The organism is Aureibacillus halotolerans (assembly GCF_004363045.1).
In the GTDB taxonomy this organism is placed as follows: Bacteria; Bacillota; Bacilli; order Bacillales; family DSM-28697; genus Aureibacillus; species Aureibacillus halotolerans.
The window spans coordinates 69209-88353 of sequence record NZ_SNYJ01000002.1; the positions used below are offsets into that span (position 1 = coordinate 69209).

Below are 19145 nucleotides of genomic sequence, written 5' to 3' on the forward strand. Positions count from 1 at the left end.
AGGAAACGACGTTGTCCAAAAATGATGGGATGAACTATGCACCAGAAGGAAAACCCGCTCCAGTTGTGAAGAAAAACGAATTTGTGTTTTCTGTCATTGGTTTGAATCATGGTCACATCTATGGCATGTGCAATGGATTGCTAGAGGCAGGTGCTACATTAAAGTCTGTGTATGATCCTGACGCTTCGTTAGTTGAGGGATTTAAGGAACGCTTCCCGAACGTCGAAGTGGTACAATCAGAAGACGCCATCTTGCAGGACAAGGATGTACAGCTTGTCGCCGGAGCAAAAATCACCTCTGAACGAGCAGCTCTTGGCATGCGTGTGATGGAGCATGGCAAGGACTATTTTACCGACAAGGCACCATTCACGACGCTTGAGCAACTGCAGCAAGCACGGGAGATGGTGAAAAAAACAGGCAAGAAATATGCGGTCTATTACAGTGAGCGTCTTCATGTTGAAAGCGCCATTCATGCAGGGCATCTTATTGACGACGGCGCGATTGGCCGTGTGATTCAGGTCATTGGGACAGGTCCGCACCGTTTAAATGCAGGAGGGCGCCCGGATTGGTTTTTTCAACATGAAAAATACGGTGGCATTCTTTGCGATATTGGCAGCCATCAAGTCGAACAGTTTTTGCATTTCTCTGGTGCAAAAGGTGGGAAGGTGCTTCACAGTAAGGTTGGCAATTACGCCAACCCAGAATACCCAGAGCTTGAGGATTTTGGTGATGCAACGCTTTTAGGAGACAATGGGGCAACGAACTATTTCAGAGTCGATTGGTTTACACCTGATGGGTTGTCCACATGGGGTGACGGTCGAACAATCATTCTTGGTGAAAAAGGAACGATTGAACTGCGAAAATATGTGGATATCGCCAGACAGAAATCAGGGAATCATCTCTACTTGGTCAATCAGGAGGGCGAATTCCATCTTGAGGTTGGGGGTCAGGTCGGCTTTCCATACTTTGGCGCACTCATCCTCGATGTGCTCAATCGAACAGAAAATGCCATGACGCAAGAGCATGCCTTCCTTGCAGCAGAGCTCTGTTTGCAAGCACAATCTCAAGCTATTCACATTCAGCGTGATCAACCTGTCAAGTTAGGCTAGACCTGATTCCGATAACGTATTCCAGATGTAAATACAGGCATTATCTTCGCCCCAGCCATTGCTCTTCGCTGAAGCATCAAAAGAAAAAACACTACTTATGCAAAAAACGATCCAGAGGTCATGTGGAACATAGACTTATGGATCGTTTTTTGTGCTACATACCTTGTCATTAAGGATAACGAACGATATTCTTGAAGAAGTAGATTGATTTACTAGAGTAGAGGGAGGAACAATAAATGATTGAGTTTGCAGAAATTCATCATGTCACTCTTGCAGTGACTGATATAAAAAAGGCAGCACAGTTCTATGAGAATGTTTTAGGAATGACGCCACGTACTGATCGACCAGATTTCGGCTTTCCTGGTGCCTGGTACTCTGTTGGTAACCAGCAGCTCCACTTAATCTCGGTAGACGACGCAAAAACCCTTCGTGGATCTGACGAGATTGACAGTCGGGATGGGCATCTTGCTTTGAAAGTAGTCTCGATTCCATCGTTATTAAAGAAGCTCGATGAAGCCGGTGTTCTATACCAAGATCGTCCGGATAATAAAACGCCTTGGCATCAAGTGTACGTCACTGATCCGAGTGGAAACGTGATTGAGTTTAATGCGCCGAGGTCATAGGCAGTAAAAGGAAGTGCAGATCGTGAAAGCATCTTGGCATGTCTACATCATTGTATTGGCGGCAACGTTATTTTGGGGCTTTAATGTCCCTGTGCTAAAAATCGTTGTCAGCTCGTTCGCCCCTTTGCCCATTAACGCACTCAGAATATTTGTAGCAGGGCTTATGCTCCTTGCGCTCTGTTTTTTTAGTGGGCAGCTGAGGCGCTTAAAGAAAAGTGAAGTGTTGTCTATTGTTGGAGCAGGTGTTGTCGGGATTATGGGTCACCACTTTTTTCTTGCTCTCGGATTGGCAAGCACAACAGGCATGAATAGTGGTCTGATTTTAGGACTTGTCCCTTTAGCAACGGCGTTAAGTGCGGCATTACTCTTGCGACAGACCTTCAATTTCATTCGTATTTTCGGAGTGTTGCTCGGTTTTTTCGGTGTCACAGCTGTGATTTTGTTTGGCAATGGTCATTTTACAGGACTCGTTCAAGGCGATATCTATATCCTGTTTGCGGTATTTGCGCAAGCCGTTGGTTTTATTTTCGTTTTTAAGGCTAGCAAGACGGTAGCGCCGCTCCTGCTTACAGCGTATTCCATTCTCATTGGTTCATTGGCGTTGCTATTGATTGCATTTGTAACCGAGCCGAGTGGATTTGCGACAATGACAACGGGAACGCCTGTCGAATGGGCGTGTTTTTTCTTGTCATCCATCTTTGCAACCGCACTAGGGCAATACATGTACAATCAGGCGATCCCGAAACTTGGCGCAGCGGAGACAGCGATTTTTACAAATTTCACACCATTTTTCGCACTGATCGGCTCCTGGCTGATTTTAGACGAGGCTGTCTCTTGGCGTCATTGGATTGGGTTCGTGGCGATAGTTATAGGCGTGTTTTTAGGTTCAGGCGCGTATGAGCAATGGAGAAAGACGAAGCGAAGCAAAGGAATGGACAAACGTGTAGCTTCATAATAAAAGGAGGGACCGAAGTGAAGGTAACGGTATTAGGAAAATGGGGCGCTTACCCAGAAGCAGATGGGGCAACAGCAGGTTATTTATACGAGCAAGATGGCTTTCATTTACTTGTGGATTGTGGCAGTGGTGTGCTCGCTCAGTTGCAAAAGTACATTAATGTAAACGACCTTGACGCAGTCGTTTTATCCCATACGCATCAGGATCATATGGCGGATATTGGCCCGTTGCATTACGCTAGCTTAATTCAACATAGTTTGGGGCATCGTGATACGGTGCTTCCAGTGTACACAGCACCAGTGGACGTTGAGAAAATTTCCAGCATTGCGGACACACCGTGGATGGATGTCATTGAATACAATCCTCAGAGTGAGCTCAACGTAGGTCCGTTTACAATGCTGTTTTCAGAAACTGAACACCCTGTTCCTTGTCAAGCAATACGACTCTCGGCTGGTGGCACAAACGTCGGTTACACAGCAGATACGTCTTGGCTAGACAAATGGCCGACATTCTTTAAAGGCGTAGATTTGCTCATTGCAGAGTGCAGCTTTTATGACGGACAAGACAGCAAAGTGGCTGGGCATTTAACAAGCACCGAATGTGGACAACTCGCCCGTGAGTGTGAGGCAGGGGAACTTATCCTAACCCACCTGCCTCATTTCGGGGAGCACGATACGTTGCTTGAAGAAGCGAAGGCACAGTTTGATGGACGTGTCCTACTTGCACAAACGGGCCAAGTGTGGGAGAAGTAGCTTAAATAAACACAATCTCGTGAGCGGAGGTTGCTCAAGGAGATTGTGTTTTTCGTTATGAGAAGAGTAGTCATCCATGTTATTTCCACAAGATAGAATCGTTTACACGCAAATGTTTGACCCACGTCTCTTCCTGAAGCTTTAGGAGTTCCTTTGTTGGTCCAGTGAGCACAAGACCATAAATCTGAACGCCGTTTTCATTCACGTAGGCGAGGGCATCCTCTGATGAGACGGCGAAATGATTCGTTAGGTTTTTCACAAGTCGTTGGTTGTTTGCGACAACGCGCAGCATTTCCTTAAAGATGTCAATGCGGACCTCTTCGTCTCCGTAGACTTCAATGCCTCTTGATGAGCTCGAAGAACCAGTACTCGAAAACCACCCTGTTTTTTCTTCTGTCATCGTCTCACTTTCAGGGGCAGGTAAATAATCTAAAATAAATGGGTCATCTGGAAATCCAATGGGTTCACTGCGAGAAAATTCATCGGTCTCACCAACATCGACGGCATACCATTGTGGATAGATGGTCTCCAAGGGCTCTAAGTGTTGAAAGACCTCGTCCAGTGACTTTGGTGCTGCCAACGTCACATAAACCTCAGACAAAGTACCTTCTGGCAAACGCTCAAGTGTACCCCAGTCTGATTCGACATTAGACACTGATGGGTCAAAAAATGTATTAATAGGCGCATGCTCTGTTCCATAAAAATCCAGTGAACCAATGCCCCATAAATCAAGTATGTTTTTAATATGAAAGGTACCGACATCTTCTTCATAGCTGCCAAATGATTTAACGAGCTGGCCGTCTAACGTTGCATTGAAATAAAATCCTGATGAAAAGCCTGAACTATTCATTCGTATGTTCGGGTATTGTGTTGCAAAAACGGATCTTGTTACATCTCTTTGGACTTCCTTGGAAAAGGCACCATAATAGATGGATGTGAGAATCGCAGACACCATAGTGATCAGCATGAACAGAGCAAACGCTGAAAAAGCATTTGAAAGTAAAGCACGCCATTTCCCTTTACGAACCGACTTGCTTAACTTGGCCTCCGATGAGTTTGATCGTGTTTTGCGTTCCTCTGGCGTTTGATTTTCAATGTGAGATTGATACGCCTCTAGCTTTTCTAATTCGTCTTCAAAGGCTTTTTCTTCCTCAGGAGATAACTCGCCCCGTTCATAAGCCTGCATCTTTTTTAACCATTCATCCTTCATGCTTAGCTCTCCATTTCCTTAGTTTTTGCCTGCCCCGAAACAATGCTGTTTTAAATAGAGGTAGGGACATGTCAAGAATTGCTGTGGCTTCCATATAAGAAAGCTCTTGAAAGTCAACAAGCAGCACCGCGTGTCTTTGCTGGTGGGGCAGCTGTTGAATTTCCTGCCTCAGCTCTTGAATCGTTTCGTTGTGCAAGATTTTTTCCTCCACACTTCTTGCACCAGAAGGGAGCATTGTTTCATCATGTAAGTGTTGAACGCGTGATTCTTTTCGTTGCATATCAATAAATGCCCTGTAGGCAACAGTGAGCAACCAAGCTTTAACCCTTTCACCTCGATAAGAAGGAAGATGGAGATATGCACGAAGGAAAGTTTCTTGGAGAATATCCTCTGCTTGGTGATGGTTTCTCGTCAAAACGAGCAAATAGTGATACACATCCTGGGCGTAATATGTAAAAATGTCTTCTGTTGTCTGTTTTTCCATAGCATCCTCCCTCCATCATAATAACGGATGAGAACAAAGAAAGTTTCAATCGATTTATTTTTTTATACGTGCATCTCGTTCGCAATGCAAAGATGATTTCATTCAATGAGAAATTCAATTCACCTGAAATAAAGGCGTTTTTATTGTCGAATTCTGTAGTAAAAAGTCAAGCGGGTATTTTTTTCATAATAAACACCGAAGTTTTTAAAAAAAGTACGCACAAGCCTTGTTTTTTTCCCAAGTATGCGATATGATGAGAGTGCTTATTTTTGTTCGTTGCTCGACCTGGCAGAACACAATGCGTTTTAGTCTTGATCAGTTTAACGGCAAGGATAGGGTATTACACAGGTGCGCAAAATGCGCGCGAGGAGGATTTTAAGATGGTAGAAGGTACAGTAAAATGGTTTAACGCAGAAAAAGGCTTTGGCTTCATCGAAGTTGAAGGTCAAGACGACGTATTTGTTCATTATTCTGCAATCACAGGCGAAGGCTTCAAAACGTTGGAAGAAGGACAATCTGTTGCTTTTGAAATCGTTGAAGGCGAACGCGGCAAACAAGCTGCAAACGTTGAAAAGAACTAAGCTACTTCAAATGTCCAAAGGCAGCCCGCTCATTAGAGCTGGGCTGCCTTTTTTGGTTTGCGTTGAATTTAATTTTCGTATCGTTGATCATCTTAAAAGAGCATTCTATTCTGAATTATAAGAATAAACAATACTCATTAAAGTCATTGTTTTCAAATATTGTTAGTTGGAGGTCTTCAATGAGCCATATTAGAGGCATTATTTTAGAAGGTTATTCACATGCAGGAAAAACATCTGTGTTGAAAGCTCTGAAGCTACTTCAAGCACAGGATGAATCATCCGAAAGAAGTATCGTTGTTCTTAGTGAACATTATTCCCAAGTGTTAAACAATGTTCATGGAGAATTTAACTGTTTAAATCGTGATGAACATCTTCATGTATTGAAGGACCGGGTTACCATGTTAAAACAGTTAAATGAATGGGCAACATATTTAGGCCCAGATGCATCAAAAGCATCTAGAGGAATATTCTTTATATTGGAAAGGTTTCATCTGAATCATAGGGTAGCATACCCATTAGTCGCTTCATCTGAAATTGAAAAAATTGAGAATGAATTGCTCCTTCTAGGGGCTCAATGTGTATTACTAACAGTTTCTTCAGAGAACATAGAACAAAGAATGCAAAGTCGAACACCTCACGAATGGAAGAACAAAACACGAGAAGAAATCAGAAAATCAGTCGATGAATTTACCCGCACTCAATCAGAACTTCATAAGCAATCTTCTTTATCTATCCTACCAACTATTGAAATAAATACTGATAATAAGGATTGGGCTGCATATGCAAACCAATTATTGAATGTATTGAGCTAACATCACTCTATGTAGATATCATGGAGCAATGACTCTTCGCAGATGATTTTTCCTTTTCCTCTCATTGATGAATGAAGTGGTTTCGAAGTGTATAAATGTGGCGTCCATCGGGAGAATATAGCAGATGATACCCTGTTCATTGTTCGCATCAAGTCTCTAAATTGGAGCAGGCAGTTGGTTAGATAATATAATTAAGTATTTGTAAAGACTTCCAATATGTGTTGTCTCATTTGAAAGGTTAAGCTATCTTAAATTAGGTAAGCTATTCTCCTGTCTAAATCTCTACCCTTTGTATTGCGTGGCGGACTTGGTTCGAGTGCATTTCTTCTTTAAACTAAAATTACATAATAAACAAATATGATTACTAAAAGGAGAACTGAAAATGTTTGCTGGACATTTTGGGATCGCTGCTGCTGCTAAAGCAAAAGCGCCGATGCTCCCTCTTTGGGTACTATTGGTTGCTACACAACTTATTGATATTATCTTTTTTCTTTTCTATGCTCTAGGTCTAGAATGGATGGAGACTACTGGATACGGTGGTGCGACCATTCATGCGTTCTATTCTCACTCGTTGATAGTGGCGCTTTTAGTTTCGTGGATTGCCGTGTTGATTGGGTCTAAAAAATGGGGAAGGGGAAATGGCTGGGTGCTAGGGGCGGTTGTATTTAGCCACTGGCTTTTAGATCTGCTAGTTCATCGACCTGATTTACCTCTGTTGCCTGGAAACATTGGGAATATGCCTTTGCTCGGATTTGGCCTCTGGAACATGCCAGTGATTAGCCTATGTGTGGAGGCACTTTTACTTTTAGGCGGTTGGTTCCTATATACACGTTACGTTTGGCGGGATGACAGTCGTTCAACACGTTTAAAGAGAGTGATGAAATCGACATGTATGGGTATATTCTTCGTGTGTATGTTGTTGATGGATACACTGTAGGCAGAATTCATCTCATAATAAGTCTGCGTAAAGAAGATTATCCAATGTTCTACAAAGCCGATAACTCACTTACTTTGAAATTATTTGATTCTATTGTAAAGGATGTATTTAACAATTCCAATCCAAAGTAACGTGAGCGGCTGCTTACTAACAAAATGGCTGGACGGAAACGCTTATGTTTCTCGTCCAACCTTTTTTATTTTTGGACTTATTGGACAGCCCGCATGTACGACTTACTCTGCATTTTTGGAGTCAAACGGACTTAATAGCGTGCGAATCTCTTGCATCTGCCTTTCACTCAAGGGACCAAATTTAATCGCCGATACGGTTTCGTTTAGTTGGGCCACCGATTTCAAGCCCGGGATCGTTGCTGATGAGAAATGAGGCAAAAATAAAAAGAACCTTGCGGAAATAAATACAAGCACGTATAATACATTATAAATCGTAATTATTACGATTTGAAGAAAGGAGTCCAATATGACCATTCCAGTAACTGTATTAAGTGGCTATTTAGGAGCAGGCAAAACGACGGTGTTAAATACTATTTTATCACAGCGCCATGGGAAGAAATTAGCTGTGATCGTGAACGATATGAGTGAAGTAAACGTCGATGCCGGACTTGTTGAAAAAGGTGGCTTCTCACGTACAGAAGAAAAGCTAGTGGAGTTATCCAATGGTTGCATCTGTTGTACGCTAAGGGAAGATTTGTTAATCGAAGTGGAACGGATTGCGAAGGCTGGTGGCATTGAGGGCATTGTCATTGAATCATCGGGGATTTCAGAGCCCATTCCTGTCGCACAAACATTTTCCTATATTGACGAAGAAACGGGAATTGATTTAACGACATTTTGTCATTTGGATACGATGGTCACGGTCGTTGATGCCTTCCGTTTTTGGAACGATTTCCAATCAGGTGAATCCTTGCTTGATCGGAAACAGCAAGTGGGTGAAGGCGACGAGCGTGAAATCAGCGATCTTCTCATTGATCAAATTGAATTTTGCGATGTGATGATTGTCAATAAAGCAGATCTCGTGAGCAAAAAACAACTCGGCTCTTTGATTGGAGTCTTGCAAAGGCTCCAGCCAGAAGCCAAAGTCATTGTCACCTCTCATGGAAAGGTGAATATCGATCACATCATCGGTACAAAACTTTTTGATTTTGAGAAAGCAAGCAGCGCAGCAGGATGGCTTCAGGAGCTCAATGATGGACATGCCAATCATACCCCTGAAACAGAGGAGTATGGGATCTCTTCTTTTGTTTACGAAAGGCGACATCCCTTTCATACAGGACGCTTGCACAATTTTTTAGACAATCATTTCCCTGAGACAATTGTTCGCTCAAAAGGCATTGTTTGGTGTGCCACGCACAACAACATCGCGATGCTTCTTTCACAAGCTGGTCAATCGACCACGATGGAGCCGATATCGTATTGGGTTGGTTCGCTTCCAAAAAAAGAGCAAATGCAACTCTTAGAAGAAAACCCAGAGATGAAAGCAGACTGGGATGAAACGCATGGTGATCGTCACACGAAGCTCGTGCTCATCGGGATCAACTACGACAAAGAAGCGGTAATCAATGCGCTTGATGAATGCTTGCTGACAGTCGAAGAGTATGCTGGTGAATGGTCAGTATTAGAAAATCCATTTCCAATTCTTGAGGAGGTTCATCAACATGGCTAAAAAATCAAAAATCGTTAAGCAACAAAAGCGAGCAGAACTGGTTGCGAAGTATGCAGATATTAGAAAGGAATTGATAGAAAAAGGAGACTATGAAGCTCTTCGAAATTTGCCGCGTGATTCATCACCTACGCGATCAAATAATCGTTGCCCGTTAACAGGCCGCCCCCGTGGATACATGCGAAAGTTTAATATGAGCCGTATCCGCTTTCGTGAGCTAGCTCATAAAGGACAGCTTCCTGGGGTGAAGAAAGCAAGCTGGTAGGATGAATTGGATAGTACCTCTGTAGTTTAGTTTTGTCTGCACTCTGAATCGCGCTCATCGACTTTGTCGGGGGCGTGATTTTTTTGTCATTGATGCGTCTTGCATAATGTTATGAAAATAAAAAGCGCATCTTTTCCGAACAATTACAATATAATATTTGTATTAATGCTATAATTGTTTATAGCATTTTAACTAGAAAGAGGTTTTATCATGAACCAAAAGTCGAGGAAACCGCTGTATCTACAAATTCAACATTATTATAAAAACGAAATTGCATTAGAGAATGTGAAGGAACATGAAATGATTCCACCAGAAAGAGAAATAATGGAGCATTTTAATGTCAGTCGGATAACGGTTGCAAATGCATTGGCTGGTCTTGCGAAAGATGGTTGGATTTATCGTGTGCCTGGAAAGGGGAGTTTTGTGCAAGAAGGGGCAAAGCAGCTTGCGGATTCGGATGATGTTGTTTCTCAGTCAGAACAAAAACAAGCAACGGAGCCAATCCTTTTCTCAGAGCCATCGAAACCTCGCCAATTGGTAGGACTCGTTATCCCTACGATTAGAGATTACTTTGCCCTACGGCTCGTTAATGGCATCTCAGAGATGATTGAAGAAGGCGGGTTTAATCTTGTCATTATGATGACGAATAACTCAAAGGATAAAGAGCGAGAGGCGATACGGGAGTTCGTCCGTTTGCAGGTCGCAGGACTGCTTATTTTTCCGGTTGATGCAGAAACGTATAATGACGACATTTTAGAGTTGAAAATGCAATCATTCCCGTTTGTACTGATTGATCGGTACTTGCCAGGTGTAGAAACAAACTACGTTGTTTCTGACAACATCTATGCTGCTCAAATCGCTGTATCGCATCTTTGGGATTTAAGGCATCAACAGATTGCCATCTGCTCTGATTCGGCGTTGCCGACAATCTCCGTGGAGGAGAGAGTAAAAGGGTATATGGACGCACTCAAAGAGAAAGGCGCTTTAATCAACCCAAGCTTTTTATTAACGGACTTAACTGTGGACTATGCCGCAGACATCAAAGCTTCACCACTGTATTCCATTATAGAACAACGCCAAGCGTCTGCTTATATCACGTTAAACGCTAGACTAGGCGTTCATATTGTTAGAGTGGCAAACGATCTTGGCTTAAGGGTGCCTGAGGATATATCTGTGTTGACCTTTGATGATCCTTCGGCAGGGGGAAGTGAAAACAGCATGTACACTCACATTTCGCAATCAGAAAGGTTGATGGGGAAACAGGCTGCCCAGATCTTACTGGATATTATGACGAAACCGCATAAAGCACACGCTGGCTATCAAATGAAGAGACTGCAACCTGAGCTAGTAGTCAGACAGAGTACTTCAGCATACAACTCATTCTAGTATTGTATGCATTAATTAAATTCAGATAGTTTTAATTATTTCTAATTGTGACATTGACATAACTGAATTATTTGCTATGATTAGATATATCAAAACAAAGAATTGCTGTTAAAAACACATACCATATTCTTCGGGGCATCCACGTACTGACACCGATAGGAATTATATATCCTGAAGGGCGTTGAGGAGGTGCAAATGTCGGTCTAAAAATGCTGTAAAGCTCAATGCTTATTTGCTTGCTTGAAAAAACCAATATCAGATTTACAAGGAGGAAACGATGGGGCGAAAACTTTTAGTCTTGTTAACTACCATTGTGGTTGTACTCTCATGTAGTTCGTTGTCAGTTCAGGCAACGGCGAATGTAAAATGGCCAAAGCATCAAGCATTGCCGACATTGAAGGAAGGCAAGCATCTAGATGTGATTGATCTGACCGCGTCAACAGGGGACGAAAAGTTACTGTTTACCACTCTCCAAGGCAATGTAAATAGAGAAAAAACAAGAATTTATATCATTGAGGAAGAGTATGAGGAGGGCAAAACGACTTGGTTAGACGATCTTGGCACGCCATATACGATGATTGAAGACAAATGGACGCTCTTTAAAAAATACAAGGATGACATTGCAGGACTAATCATTTACGATCCAGCGGTTAGGGATTCAATAAATGTAGCTACAACACTTGCTGGTTTAGAGGATGCAGTTGTCGTTGATCCGGTCCTTGCAGAAAAATTAAGTGAAAGCCCTTACAATTTTAAGGTTATAAAGGATTTAAGAGGACAATTTGAGGATCGACTCGATGCCTATCAATGGCAATACGAACAGCTTTGGCCAAAGGCTTCTCAACGGATGCTTGTTGGCTTAAGTCCAACCTCAAGCATAGACGTTCCTGATGGCAATTGGGATGATTTCGAGATTATTCTACAAGAAGAGGACCCTGTCAGAGACAGCTCTAACCAAGATACATATGAGCTGGATGTGAGTCGTTTTGTAGGAGACGATGGGTTGTTCCTAAGATTTCAGGATGCGTTTCCTTCAGAAGGATGGGGACCTGCCGTTCATCAGGTTGAAGTAAAGGCAGACGGTGAAGTGATCGCTTCTTTCGTGCCTGGGACACCTGAAGAAGAGGCCTTCTTATACGACCGTAATCAATCAAATGCAGATGATCGTTTCGGAGGGCATCGTTGGGCGGACGCTGGCGCTTATTTCGTCTATCAATTTCCTGTTCCTCCAGATGCGGATGAAGTCATCGTATCTGCTGAAATGTGGAACCAATTTAAAGTCTCTGCTTCCAACAGCAAGCCAGTCTCCTCTGAAGGGCAAGAGCCTTACGGTTATTTACGTGATTATGCAGTGGCCAATCGAGCAATGGTGTTTTGGCTTGATTCCAACATAGAAGAGGAAAAAGCATTGTTCGAGGCTATCTTGTCTGATGTTCAACCAAACACTCCTTATTTAGGCTGGTTTGGCAATGATGTCGCAGGTGAGTTTAGTTCAACAGAGCTTGTCTCAAGGTATGGTGTGTATGTCGTACCAGCTGACTGGTTCTCCAATATGACCGTTTTCTCAGCTGCAAAAAGCAAAGTGAAAAAACAAAAGTCACTTAAAGCGCCTGCGCTTGAAAACAAAATCTACTTAACATTTACGCTTGGTGAAGGAGATAATCTGCAATACAACCAACACCGATTGAGAGTGTTATGGGATGATCCAAACCGAGGAAGTGTGCCAATCAATTGGTCGATTTCACCTTTGCTGGTTGATGCGGCCCCATCAATGCTGCGTTTTTATCAAGATACAGCAACGAAAAATGACCTTTTGATTGCCGGGCCATCTGGTGCAGGCTACATCTATCCCACGCCTTGGCCAGATGAAACATTTCCTACTTATGCGAAGCAAACAGCTAAGTATATGAAAAAAACAGGGTTGGATATCATCTATGCACTTAATCGTGTCAATGAGGAAAATGTGCCGCTTTCTGAAGCAGAAGCACAGGATTATATCGATTATATTCAACCAAGGGGATTGTTCCTAAGCTGGGAAGGGCGTGCCGATACATCTGTATTGAATGAGAAACTTCCACAATCGATTTTGTATGGGGCTAGTAGTGTCGATCTTACGCAAGAAGCCATTGAAAAAGCAACGGCAGATTGGGATGAATCATCACCTCTTTTTATCTCAATGGGAATGTTGTCATGGTCCATTACCCCATCAGACATACAAGAGATTGTGGACTCTTTAGGCGCAGAGTATGAGGTGGTTCGTGGCGACCAATATTTCGATTTGATCAGAGAACATGAAGGGTTGCCAAGATATAAGTAATGATGAATTGCAGGTGGTCTGTGTCGAATGGATCACCTGTTTGTTTCAAAAACAAATTATTCAGCCGGAGGCGTTGAATCAATGGGAATGGAATCGAGGGAAAAGGAAAAAACAGGCTTCCAGGAATCTGCTCCCTTTCATGCAAGCTTTGACTTGCAAACCGATTTTGTGATGGTGTACGGCATTGATGATTCGTTGCCCCAACGTATTCAACAATGGAAAGCAAAAGGATACATTGTGCATCTTATGACAGGTGTTGCCTGGGGAGAATACCAGCGATATTTAAATGGTGATATTGATGGAAGGACGCATTGGGATGAAGCTCAGACAAATAGGCATGGTGATCCTATTTCTCATGGCGTAGATGTCCCGTATATGGTCCCAACGATTGCATTCTCCAATTTCCTTACAGAGAGAATTAAGGTAGCAATCGATGCAGGTGTAGAAGCGATCCACCTTGAAGAACCTGAGTTTTGGGTAGATGGAGGATACTCAGAGGCGTTTAAAAGAGAATGGCAAATCCACTATAAGGAGAAATGGCAGCCGCCTCACTCCTCAGTCGATGCTCAGTTTAAAGCTTCTCAATTAAAGGCCTATTTGTATACAAGAACTCTTGATCGATTATGCGATGAATTGAAAGCGTATGCCTTGATAGAATATGATCGTTTTTTGCGCTTTTATGTACCAACCCACAGCTTATTGAACTATACACAATGGAGAATTGTAAGCCCTGAATCCCGCCTTTTGGATGTCCCATCAGTCGATGGCTATATCGCTCAGGTTTGGACGGGAACAGCACGAACGCCAAATCTTTATGAGGGGCTGCGGAAAGAGCGCACCTTTGAAACGGCTTTTCTTGAGTATGGGGCAATGCAAGAACTCGTTCGTGGAACAGACCGTCAGCTGTGGTTTTTACATGATCCAATTGAAGACAATCCGCGTTATACGTGGTCAGATTACGAACAAAATTACAAAAAAACGGTTGTTGCTTCATTGCTACATCCTGCTGTTTCCTCTTATGAGGTGGCCCCTTGGCCGCGGAGAATTTTTCAAGGCACCTATCCGAAAGAAGCATTAGAAGGTAAGGAAAGTATTCCATCTGATTATGCCACAACGTTATTAATCGTGATGAATACCCTTAGAGACATGGATCAAGCTGACGTTACCATTCATGGGGGAATGGATCAGATTGGCGTCATTGTTTCAGATTCCATGATGTATCAAAGGGGTGAAATTGTTGCTGATCATACGAAAGTGTCCTCTAAATATGACGGGACAGGTGGAAATTCGCTTGATCAACGTCAAACAGACCAGTTGAATTTCTCGGAATTTTATGGGCTTGCGCTTCCTTTCTTGAAACGAGGGATGTGGATTCGACCTGTGCAGTTGGACCAAGTGCGTCGTCACCCGCATTATTTTGAAGATTATCGACTGCTCATCTTAAGCTATGAATTTCAGAAACCACAAACGCCTGACATGCACGCTGCTTTGGCCCGCTGGGTTCAAGAGGGAGGCGTCCTCGTTTATGTCGGTGATGACAAGGACCCCTATCATCAGATTAGCGCTTGGTGGAATAATGGCAAGAAAACCCATGCGTCACCGCGAGAGCATTTGTTTGAAGCACTTGGGTTAGCTACAAACAGTGATGAAGAAGGTGTGTTTACTGTTGGACGGGGTGCTGTAGGGTATATAAAGCAATCACCTGTATCCTGTGCCACTAACCAAGTAGATGCAGAACGGTTACGGACTGTAGCCAAAGAAGGATTCACTCGGTGCAACAAGGCGTTGCCTTGGAAGGAACAGCACTATTTTATGCTGCAAAGAGGCCCTTACAAAGTTGTCTCCGTGCTTGAGGAATCGGTTTCGTCAGCACCAGTCTTGATTCATGGGACATACGTTGATTTATTTGATGCAGCCCTTCCCATTATAAACAATCCTGACTATGCCATTGGAGAGGTCGCTTTTCTTTATGATGTGTATCATCGCAAAAATGAAAACGACGTAGAACTCATCGCAGCTTCATCAAGAGTAGAGAAACTAGAAGTACATCCGAAGGGCTTTATTATGGATGTTCGCGGGCCAGAGGACATCAAAGCAGTGGCGCGACTGTATTGCCCAATTGAGCCTACGCACGCAGACGTTATCATAGATGAAAAAACGAGTCCAATACCTTTTGAATGGGATCCAGCAACAAAAACGGTCCGACTGGCTTATGCACATCAGCCAAACGTGGAATTCACAAAAATAAGCGTTCGTTGGTAGTTTTTGTTTGAATATTGTGAAAGGAGTCGATTTATGAGAAATAATGCGAAAGCGACAACAACACCGCAGCCTCTTCCACACGTGTTAGTGAAGAAGAAATCGCTAAGAAAACGAATCTGGCAACATAGGGTGTTTTATCTTTTTCTTCTTCCGGGCGTTTTATGGTTTTTGATTTTTTCTTATGTCCCAATGTATGGCATTACGATCGCATTCAAAGAGTTCAATTTTGCGGATGGAATTATGGGAAGTCCTTGGGTAGGGCTAAAATACTTTGAGCAATTTTTTACGTACTATCAATCTGGTCAAATCATCCGCAATACGCTGATTATAAGTGCAATGAAGCTATTCATAGGATTCCCCATGCCAATTATTCTCGCCCTTCTATTAAATGAAGTGCGATTCACAGGTTTTAAACGAACGATCCAAACGATTTCTTATTTGCCTCATTTCATTTCCTGGGTTGTTGTCGTAACGTTGATGCAAAGACTTCTAACGCCTTATGGAGGTCCTGTCAATGAAGTGATTGCAACACTAGGCTTTGAGAAAATTACTTTTTTGGGCAATATTGATTACTTCTATCAAATGATTATTATGTCAGACATTTGGAAAGGGATTGGCTGGGGAGCCATCATTTATCTCGCAGCGATTGCCGGGGTGGATCAGCAGCAATATGAAGCAGCGAAAATAGATGGAGCAGGTCGGTTTAGACAAATATGGCATGTGACGTTGCCTTCCATTCGTGGTGTCATGGTCATCATGTTTATCCTCGCATGTGGAAACATCATGTCCGTTGGGTATGAGCAGCTATTGCTGTTAAACACGCCAGCCACAGCTTCCATTGGGACGGTATTAGACGTATATACCATCAAGGCGGGATTAGAAGAAGGGCGTTTTAGTTATGCAACAGCTGTCGGTCTTTTTCAGGCAACCATTGGTCTTATCCTGATCGTGACAGCAAACCAGATTAGTAGGAAAGTAAATGATACTTCCTTATGGTAGGAGGGGAGAATGAATGCGAAAAAAATGGTCCTTGTTCTCAGTGTTTAATTATCTTTTTTTAGCGCTATTCGCTTTTGGAACACTCTACCCTTTTGTTTATATTCTTGCCTATTCACTAAGTGATGGAGTTGAAGCGACAAAGAGCACGATATACTTTTGGCCAAAAAGCTTTACGCTCGAAAACTATAGACAAATTTTTCAAGATGCAACCTTTCTAGCAGCCTATCAAATTACCATTCTCAGAACGATTATTGGGACTATACTGCATGTCTTTTTGTGCGCATTATTTGCTTACGCGTTAACGAAAAAAAGCTTGCCTGGACGAACATTCTTTTCCATTTTCATTTTTGTGCCGATGCTTTTTAGCGGCGGCATGATTCCTACGTTTATTCTTTACCGACAGCTTGGTTTGATTGATTCTTTTTGGGTGTATGTTATACCGTTCCTTTATAATTTTTTTAATATTATTATAATGAGAACATTTTTTCAGCAACTCCCAGATTCATTGGAGGAATCAGCAAAGATGGACGGATGTGGTGACTTTCGAATTTTCGTGAGAATTATCTTGCCGTTATCTGTTCCAGTGCTTGCAACGATTGGATTGTTTATTGGTGTGTTCCATTGGAATGACTGGTTTACAGGCACATACTTTGTGACAAATAAAGACCTATTGCCCGTTCAGACATTATTGAATGAATTACTCACGCAATCACAGGCGTTAGCAAATGCAGCGAGAAATGCTTCACAGACAGGCTCTTCAGCAGGTCTGCAAACAACAGCTGCTACAACACCAGAATCTTTGCGAATGGCGACCTTAATGGTAGCGACAGTTCCTATTCTTTGTGTGTATCCATTTCTACAAAAGTATTTTGTGAAAGGAGTGATGATTGGGTCGGTCAAAGGGTAATTGTGGTCAAATGAAAAATAATAAAAAAGGGGATGAGGTTTTATGAAGAAATTGAACATGGTGTTCATTTCTTTCATCATTCTGCTTGCCGCCTGTCAGAATACTAGTGAGGATGCATCGGTAGGTGAAAATAATGAAGATGGCACAATTACGCTCAATGTACTGAACAACTGGAATGGGGGAACAGGACCTGACGATATAGTCAACAACCCAGTGGCTCAAAAAATTGCAGAGGAGACTGGTGTAGTCTTTAATTATGAATATCTCGTGGGAAGCGAAGTAGAAAAAATTACGCAAATCTTCGCAACAGGCTCCTTGCCCGACATTTATACCGGACCTGCTTGGGGCAATGAGAGTGAAATTTTATTGGATGCGGCGAATCAGGGCGAGTTATATGATCTGACCGACTATATAGAGGAGTATCCTAATTTACAGGCATTGGTGGCAGAGGAAAATATGTCTCCTAGCCTTCGGGATTCTATTTTTGCCCGTCAAGAAGGGGGGCAGTACATGCTTCATACGAGGTACCCAGCTGAAAAAGAAGACATCGGTAATTGGCTGTATGGGCTGTATGTCAATAAAGAGATTGCAGCGAGCGTTGGAACTGACCCACAATCCATTCACACACCAGAGCAGCTCTATGAGTTTTTGCAGTCCGTCAAAGAACAACAGCTTGAAATCAATGGAAACCCTATATTTCCCCTAGGGTCACTAAGCGGAGGATGGCCATTAGATATCATGTCTGAAATGTTTGTCCCAGTCGCGGGTGCATCTAGTTGGATGATTGATGACGATGGAGAAGCGACGTTAAATTTTATGACGGATGAGTATGAGGACTACATTCTGTATATGCGCCAATTGCTTGCAGAAGGGTTACTCGACCCCGAAGCGTACACGCAAACGGGTGCGATTGGCAACGAAAAGCTTATTCAAGGACGTTATGCGACCGTACCAAACCAATTTAATGGCCTTTGGTCAGACCTTGTAAAGGGAGGAATTGAGGATAAGTTTGTCCCGCTTGGACCGCTAAATGATTTTAGTGGGGATCCATACCGAACTGAGGTTAATGTAACGGGTTCAAATCTAATTGCCGTTCCTAAGACAGCATCGAAAGAAAAACTCGACGCTGCCATGCGCGTCATCAATTACTTGTCATCAGACGAAGGTTACCTCTTGTCAAATTATGGCATAGAGGGAGTGCATTACGATATGCAGGATGGAAAAGTGGTAGCGAAGGAAGAATGGGTAGAAAAACGAAAAGAGGATCCAGACGCCCTTAAAAATGAAGGGATCGGAGTCTACGAGAATCTATCTGGTCTTGACCGATCCGTTTCGTTAGCAGGTGGACCTTATGGTCATCAGTCTGACCCGAAATTTGAAGTAGAAAAAGAATTCGCGAGCATTATGACACCAGAAGGAATAACAGCCATAGAAGGCAAAGATCCAGGTATCGTAGTGAAGGAGCATCAGCACTTTGAACAGCTAGACCCTGTGTTCGCTACATTGGGAGATGTTGTCTTGCAAGCTATTCATGCCCCTTCTGAAGAAGACGCTAAGGCGATTATCGAAACCTCTCGTGAAGCCTTGCGACAAGCCGGCATTGAAGACGTCGCTGCTGAAATCACAAATCAAGCAAAAGCAGGGACCACATTTATAAGGTACCGTACGTCTAACTAAATCATATGTGCTGCTATTAAATGCTTCATAAGACCCTTGCTCACCATGAGCAAGGGCTTTTCACGTTTCCAGGTGAAAAATAACCAAAACATTTCAGCGAATCTTAAATTCTCTCTATCTTTCAGCTTTCACTCACGCTAGTATATAGTATAATGACTCTGTGCGTTTTTTAGCTGCGTCATGCAAATTAAT

Annotated in this window: 17 protein-coding genes; 15 read left to right on the forward strand and 2 right to left on the reverse strand. The window is 42.8% G+C overall.

Annotated elements, in window-relative coordinates; translation table 11 throughout:
* Positions 1 to 11: 11 nt before the first annotated feature.
* From EV213_RS02550 to EV213_RS02565, 4 genes are all read left to right on the forward strand, one after another.
* Complete coding sequence (locus EV213_RS02550) at positions 12 to 1109, forward strand: Gfo/Idh/MocA family protein (RefSeq protein WP_133578925.1); 1098 nt, start codon at positions 12 to 14, stop codon at positions 1107 to 1109.
* A gap of 236 nt (positions 1110 to 1345) precedes the next feature.
* Positions 1346 to 1732, forward strand: coding sequence for a VOC family protein (locus EV213_RS02555; protein WP_133578926.1), 387 nt, complete (start codon positions 1346 to 1348; stop codon positions 1730 to 1732).
* Between the two features lie 22 nt (positions 1733 to 1754).
* Positions 1755 to 2687, forward strand: a complete 933-nt coding sequence (locus EV213_RS02560; RefSeq protein ID WP_166639134.1) for a DMT family transporter — start codon at positions 1755 to 1757, stop codon at positions 2685 to 2687.
* Between the two features lie 17 nt (positions 2688 to 2704).
* Entirely contained in the window at positions 2705 to 3439 is a 735-nt protein-coding gene (locus tag EV213_RS02565; RefSeq protein ID WP_133578928.1) for an MBL fold metallo-hydrolase, read from the forward strand.
* Between the two features lie 79 nt (positions 3440 to 3518).
* On the opposite strand, the gene EV213_RS02570 is transcribed toward EV213_RS02565, so the two are convergent.
* Both EV213_RS02570 and EV213_RS02575 read right to left on the reverse strand, forming a co-directional pair.
* A complete protein-coding gene (locus EV213_RS02570) occupies positions 3519 to 4649 on the reverse strand; it encodes an anti-sigma factor (RefSeq protein ID WP_133578929.1) in 1131 nt (376 codons plus the stop codon).
* Positions 4639 to 5133 (reverse strand): sigma-70 family RNA polymerase sigma factor, encoded by a 495-nt coding sequence (locus tag EV213_RS02575; protein ID WP_133578930.1) that lies wholly within the window; start codon positions 5131 to 5133, stop codon positions 4639 to 4641. The genes EV213_RS02570 and EV213_RS02575 overlap by 11 nt, the downstream gene beginning before the upstream one ends.
* A 380-nt stretch (positions 5134 to 5513) precedes the next feature.
* On the opposite strand from EV213_RS02575, the gene EV213_RS02580 reads away from it, so the two are divergent.
* From EV213_RS02580 to EV213_RS02630, 11 genes are all read left to right on the forward strand, one after another.
* Complete coding sequence (locus EV213_RS02580; protein ID WP_133578931.1) at positions 5514 to 5714, forward strand: cold-shock protein; 201 nt, start codon at positions 5514 to 5516, stop codon at positions 5712 to 5714.
* A gap of 179 nt (positions 5715 to 5893) precedes the next feature.
* Positions 5894 to 6526, forward strand: coding sequence for a hypothetical protein (locus tag EV213_RS02585; protein WP_133578932.1), 633 nt, complete (start codon positions 5894 to 5896; stop codon positions 6524 to 6526).
* Positions 6527 to 6908: 382 nt separating this feature from the next.
* On the forward strand, positions 6909 to 7463 hold the full coding sequence (locus EV213_RS02590; protein ID WP_133578933.1) for a permease: 555 nt from the start codon (positions 6909 to 6911) through the stop codon (positions 7461 to 7463).
* Positions 7464 to 7940: 477 nt separating this feature from the next.
* The gene (locus EV213_RS02595; RefSeq protein WP_133578934.1) at positions 7941 to 9143 is read left to right on the forward strand and encodes a GTP-binding protein; all 1203 of its coding nucleotides are present in this window, start codon (positions 7941 to 7943) and stop codon (positions 9141 to 9143) included.
* Positions 9136 to 9405, forward strand: a complete 270-nt coding sequence (gene rpsN / locus EV213_RS02600) for a 30S ribosomal protein S14 (protein WP_133578935.1) — start codon at positions 9136 to 9138, stop codon at positions 9403 to 9405. The genes EV213_RS02595 and rpsN overlap by 8 nt, the downstream gene beginning before the upstream one ends.
* Before the next feature lie 210 nt (positions 9406 to 9615).
* The gene (locus EV213_RS02605; RefSeq protein WP_133578936.1) at positions 9616 to 10791 is read left to right on the forward strand and encodes a substrate-binding domain-containing protein; all 1176 of its coding nucleotides are present in this window, start codon (positions 9616 to 9618) and stop codon (positions 10789 to 10791) included.
* A gap of 277 nt (positions 10792 to 11068) precedes the next feature.
* Positions 11069 to 13108, forward strand: coding sequence for a GxGYxYP domain-containing protein (locus EV213_RS02610; RefSeq protein ID WP_133578937.1), 2040 nt, complete (start codon positions 11069 to 11071; stop codon positions 13106 to 13108).
* Between the two features lie 27 nt (positions 13109 to 13135).
* Positions 13136 to 15370: a hypothetical protein gene (locus tag EV213_RS02615; RefSeq protein ID WP_243739967.1), complete on the forward strand. Its 2235-nt coding sequence runs from the start codon at positions 13136 to 13138 to the stop codon at positions 15368 to 15370.
* Positions 15371 to 15403: 33 nt separating this feature from the next.
* Positions 15404 to 16369 carry an ABC transporter permease gene (locus EV213_RS02620; RefSeq protein ID WP_133578938.1) on the forward strand — a complete coding sequence of 322 codons (966 nt, stop codon included), beginning with the start codon at positions 15404 to 15406 and terminating at the stop codon, positions 16367 to 16369.
* Between the two features lie 13 nt (positions 16370 to 16382).
* Positions 16383 to 17276, forward strand: a complete 894-nt coding sequence (locus EV213_RS02625) for a carbohydrate ABC transporter permease (protein ID WP_133578939.1) — start codon at positions 16383 to 16385, stop codon at positions 17274 to 17276.
* A gap of 42 nt (positions 17277 to 17318) precedes the next feature.
* Positions 17319 to 18953, forward strand: coding sequence for a type 2 periplasmic-binding domain-containing protein (locus EV213_RS02630; protein WP_133578940.1), 1635 nt, complete (start codon positions 17319 to 17321; stop codon positions 18951 to 18953).
* Positions 18954 to 19145: the final 192 nt, after the last annotated feature.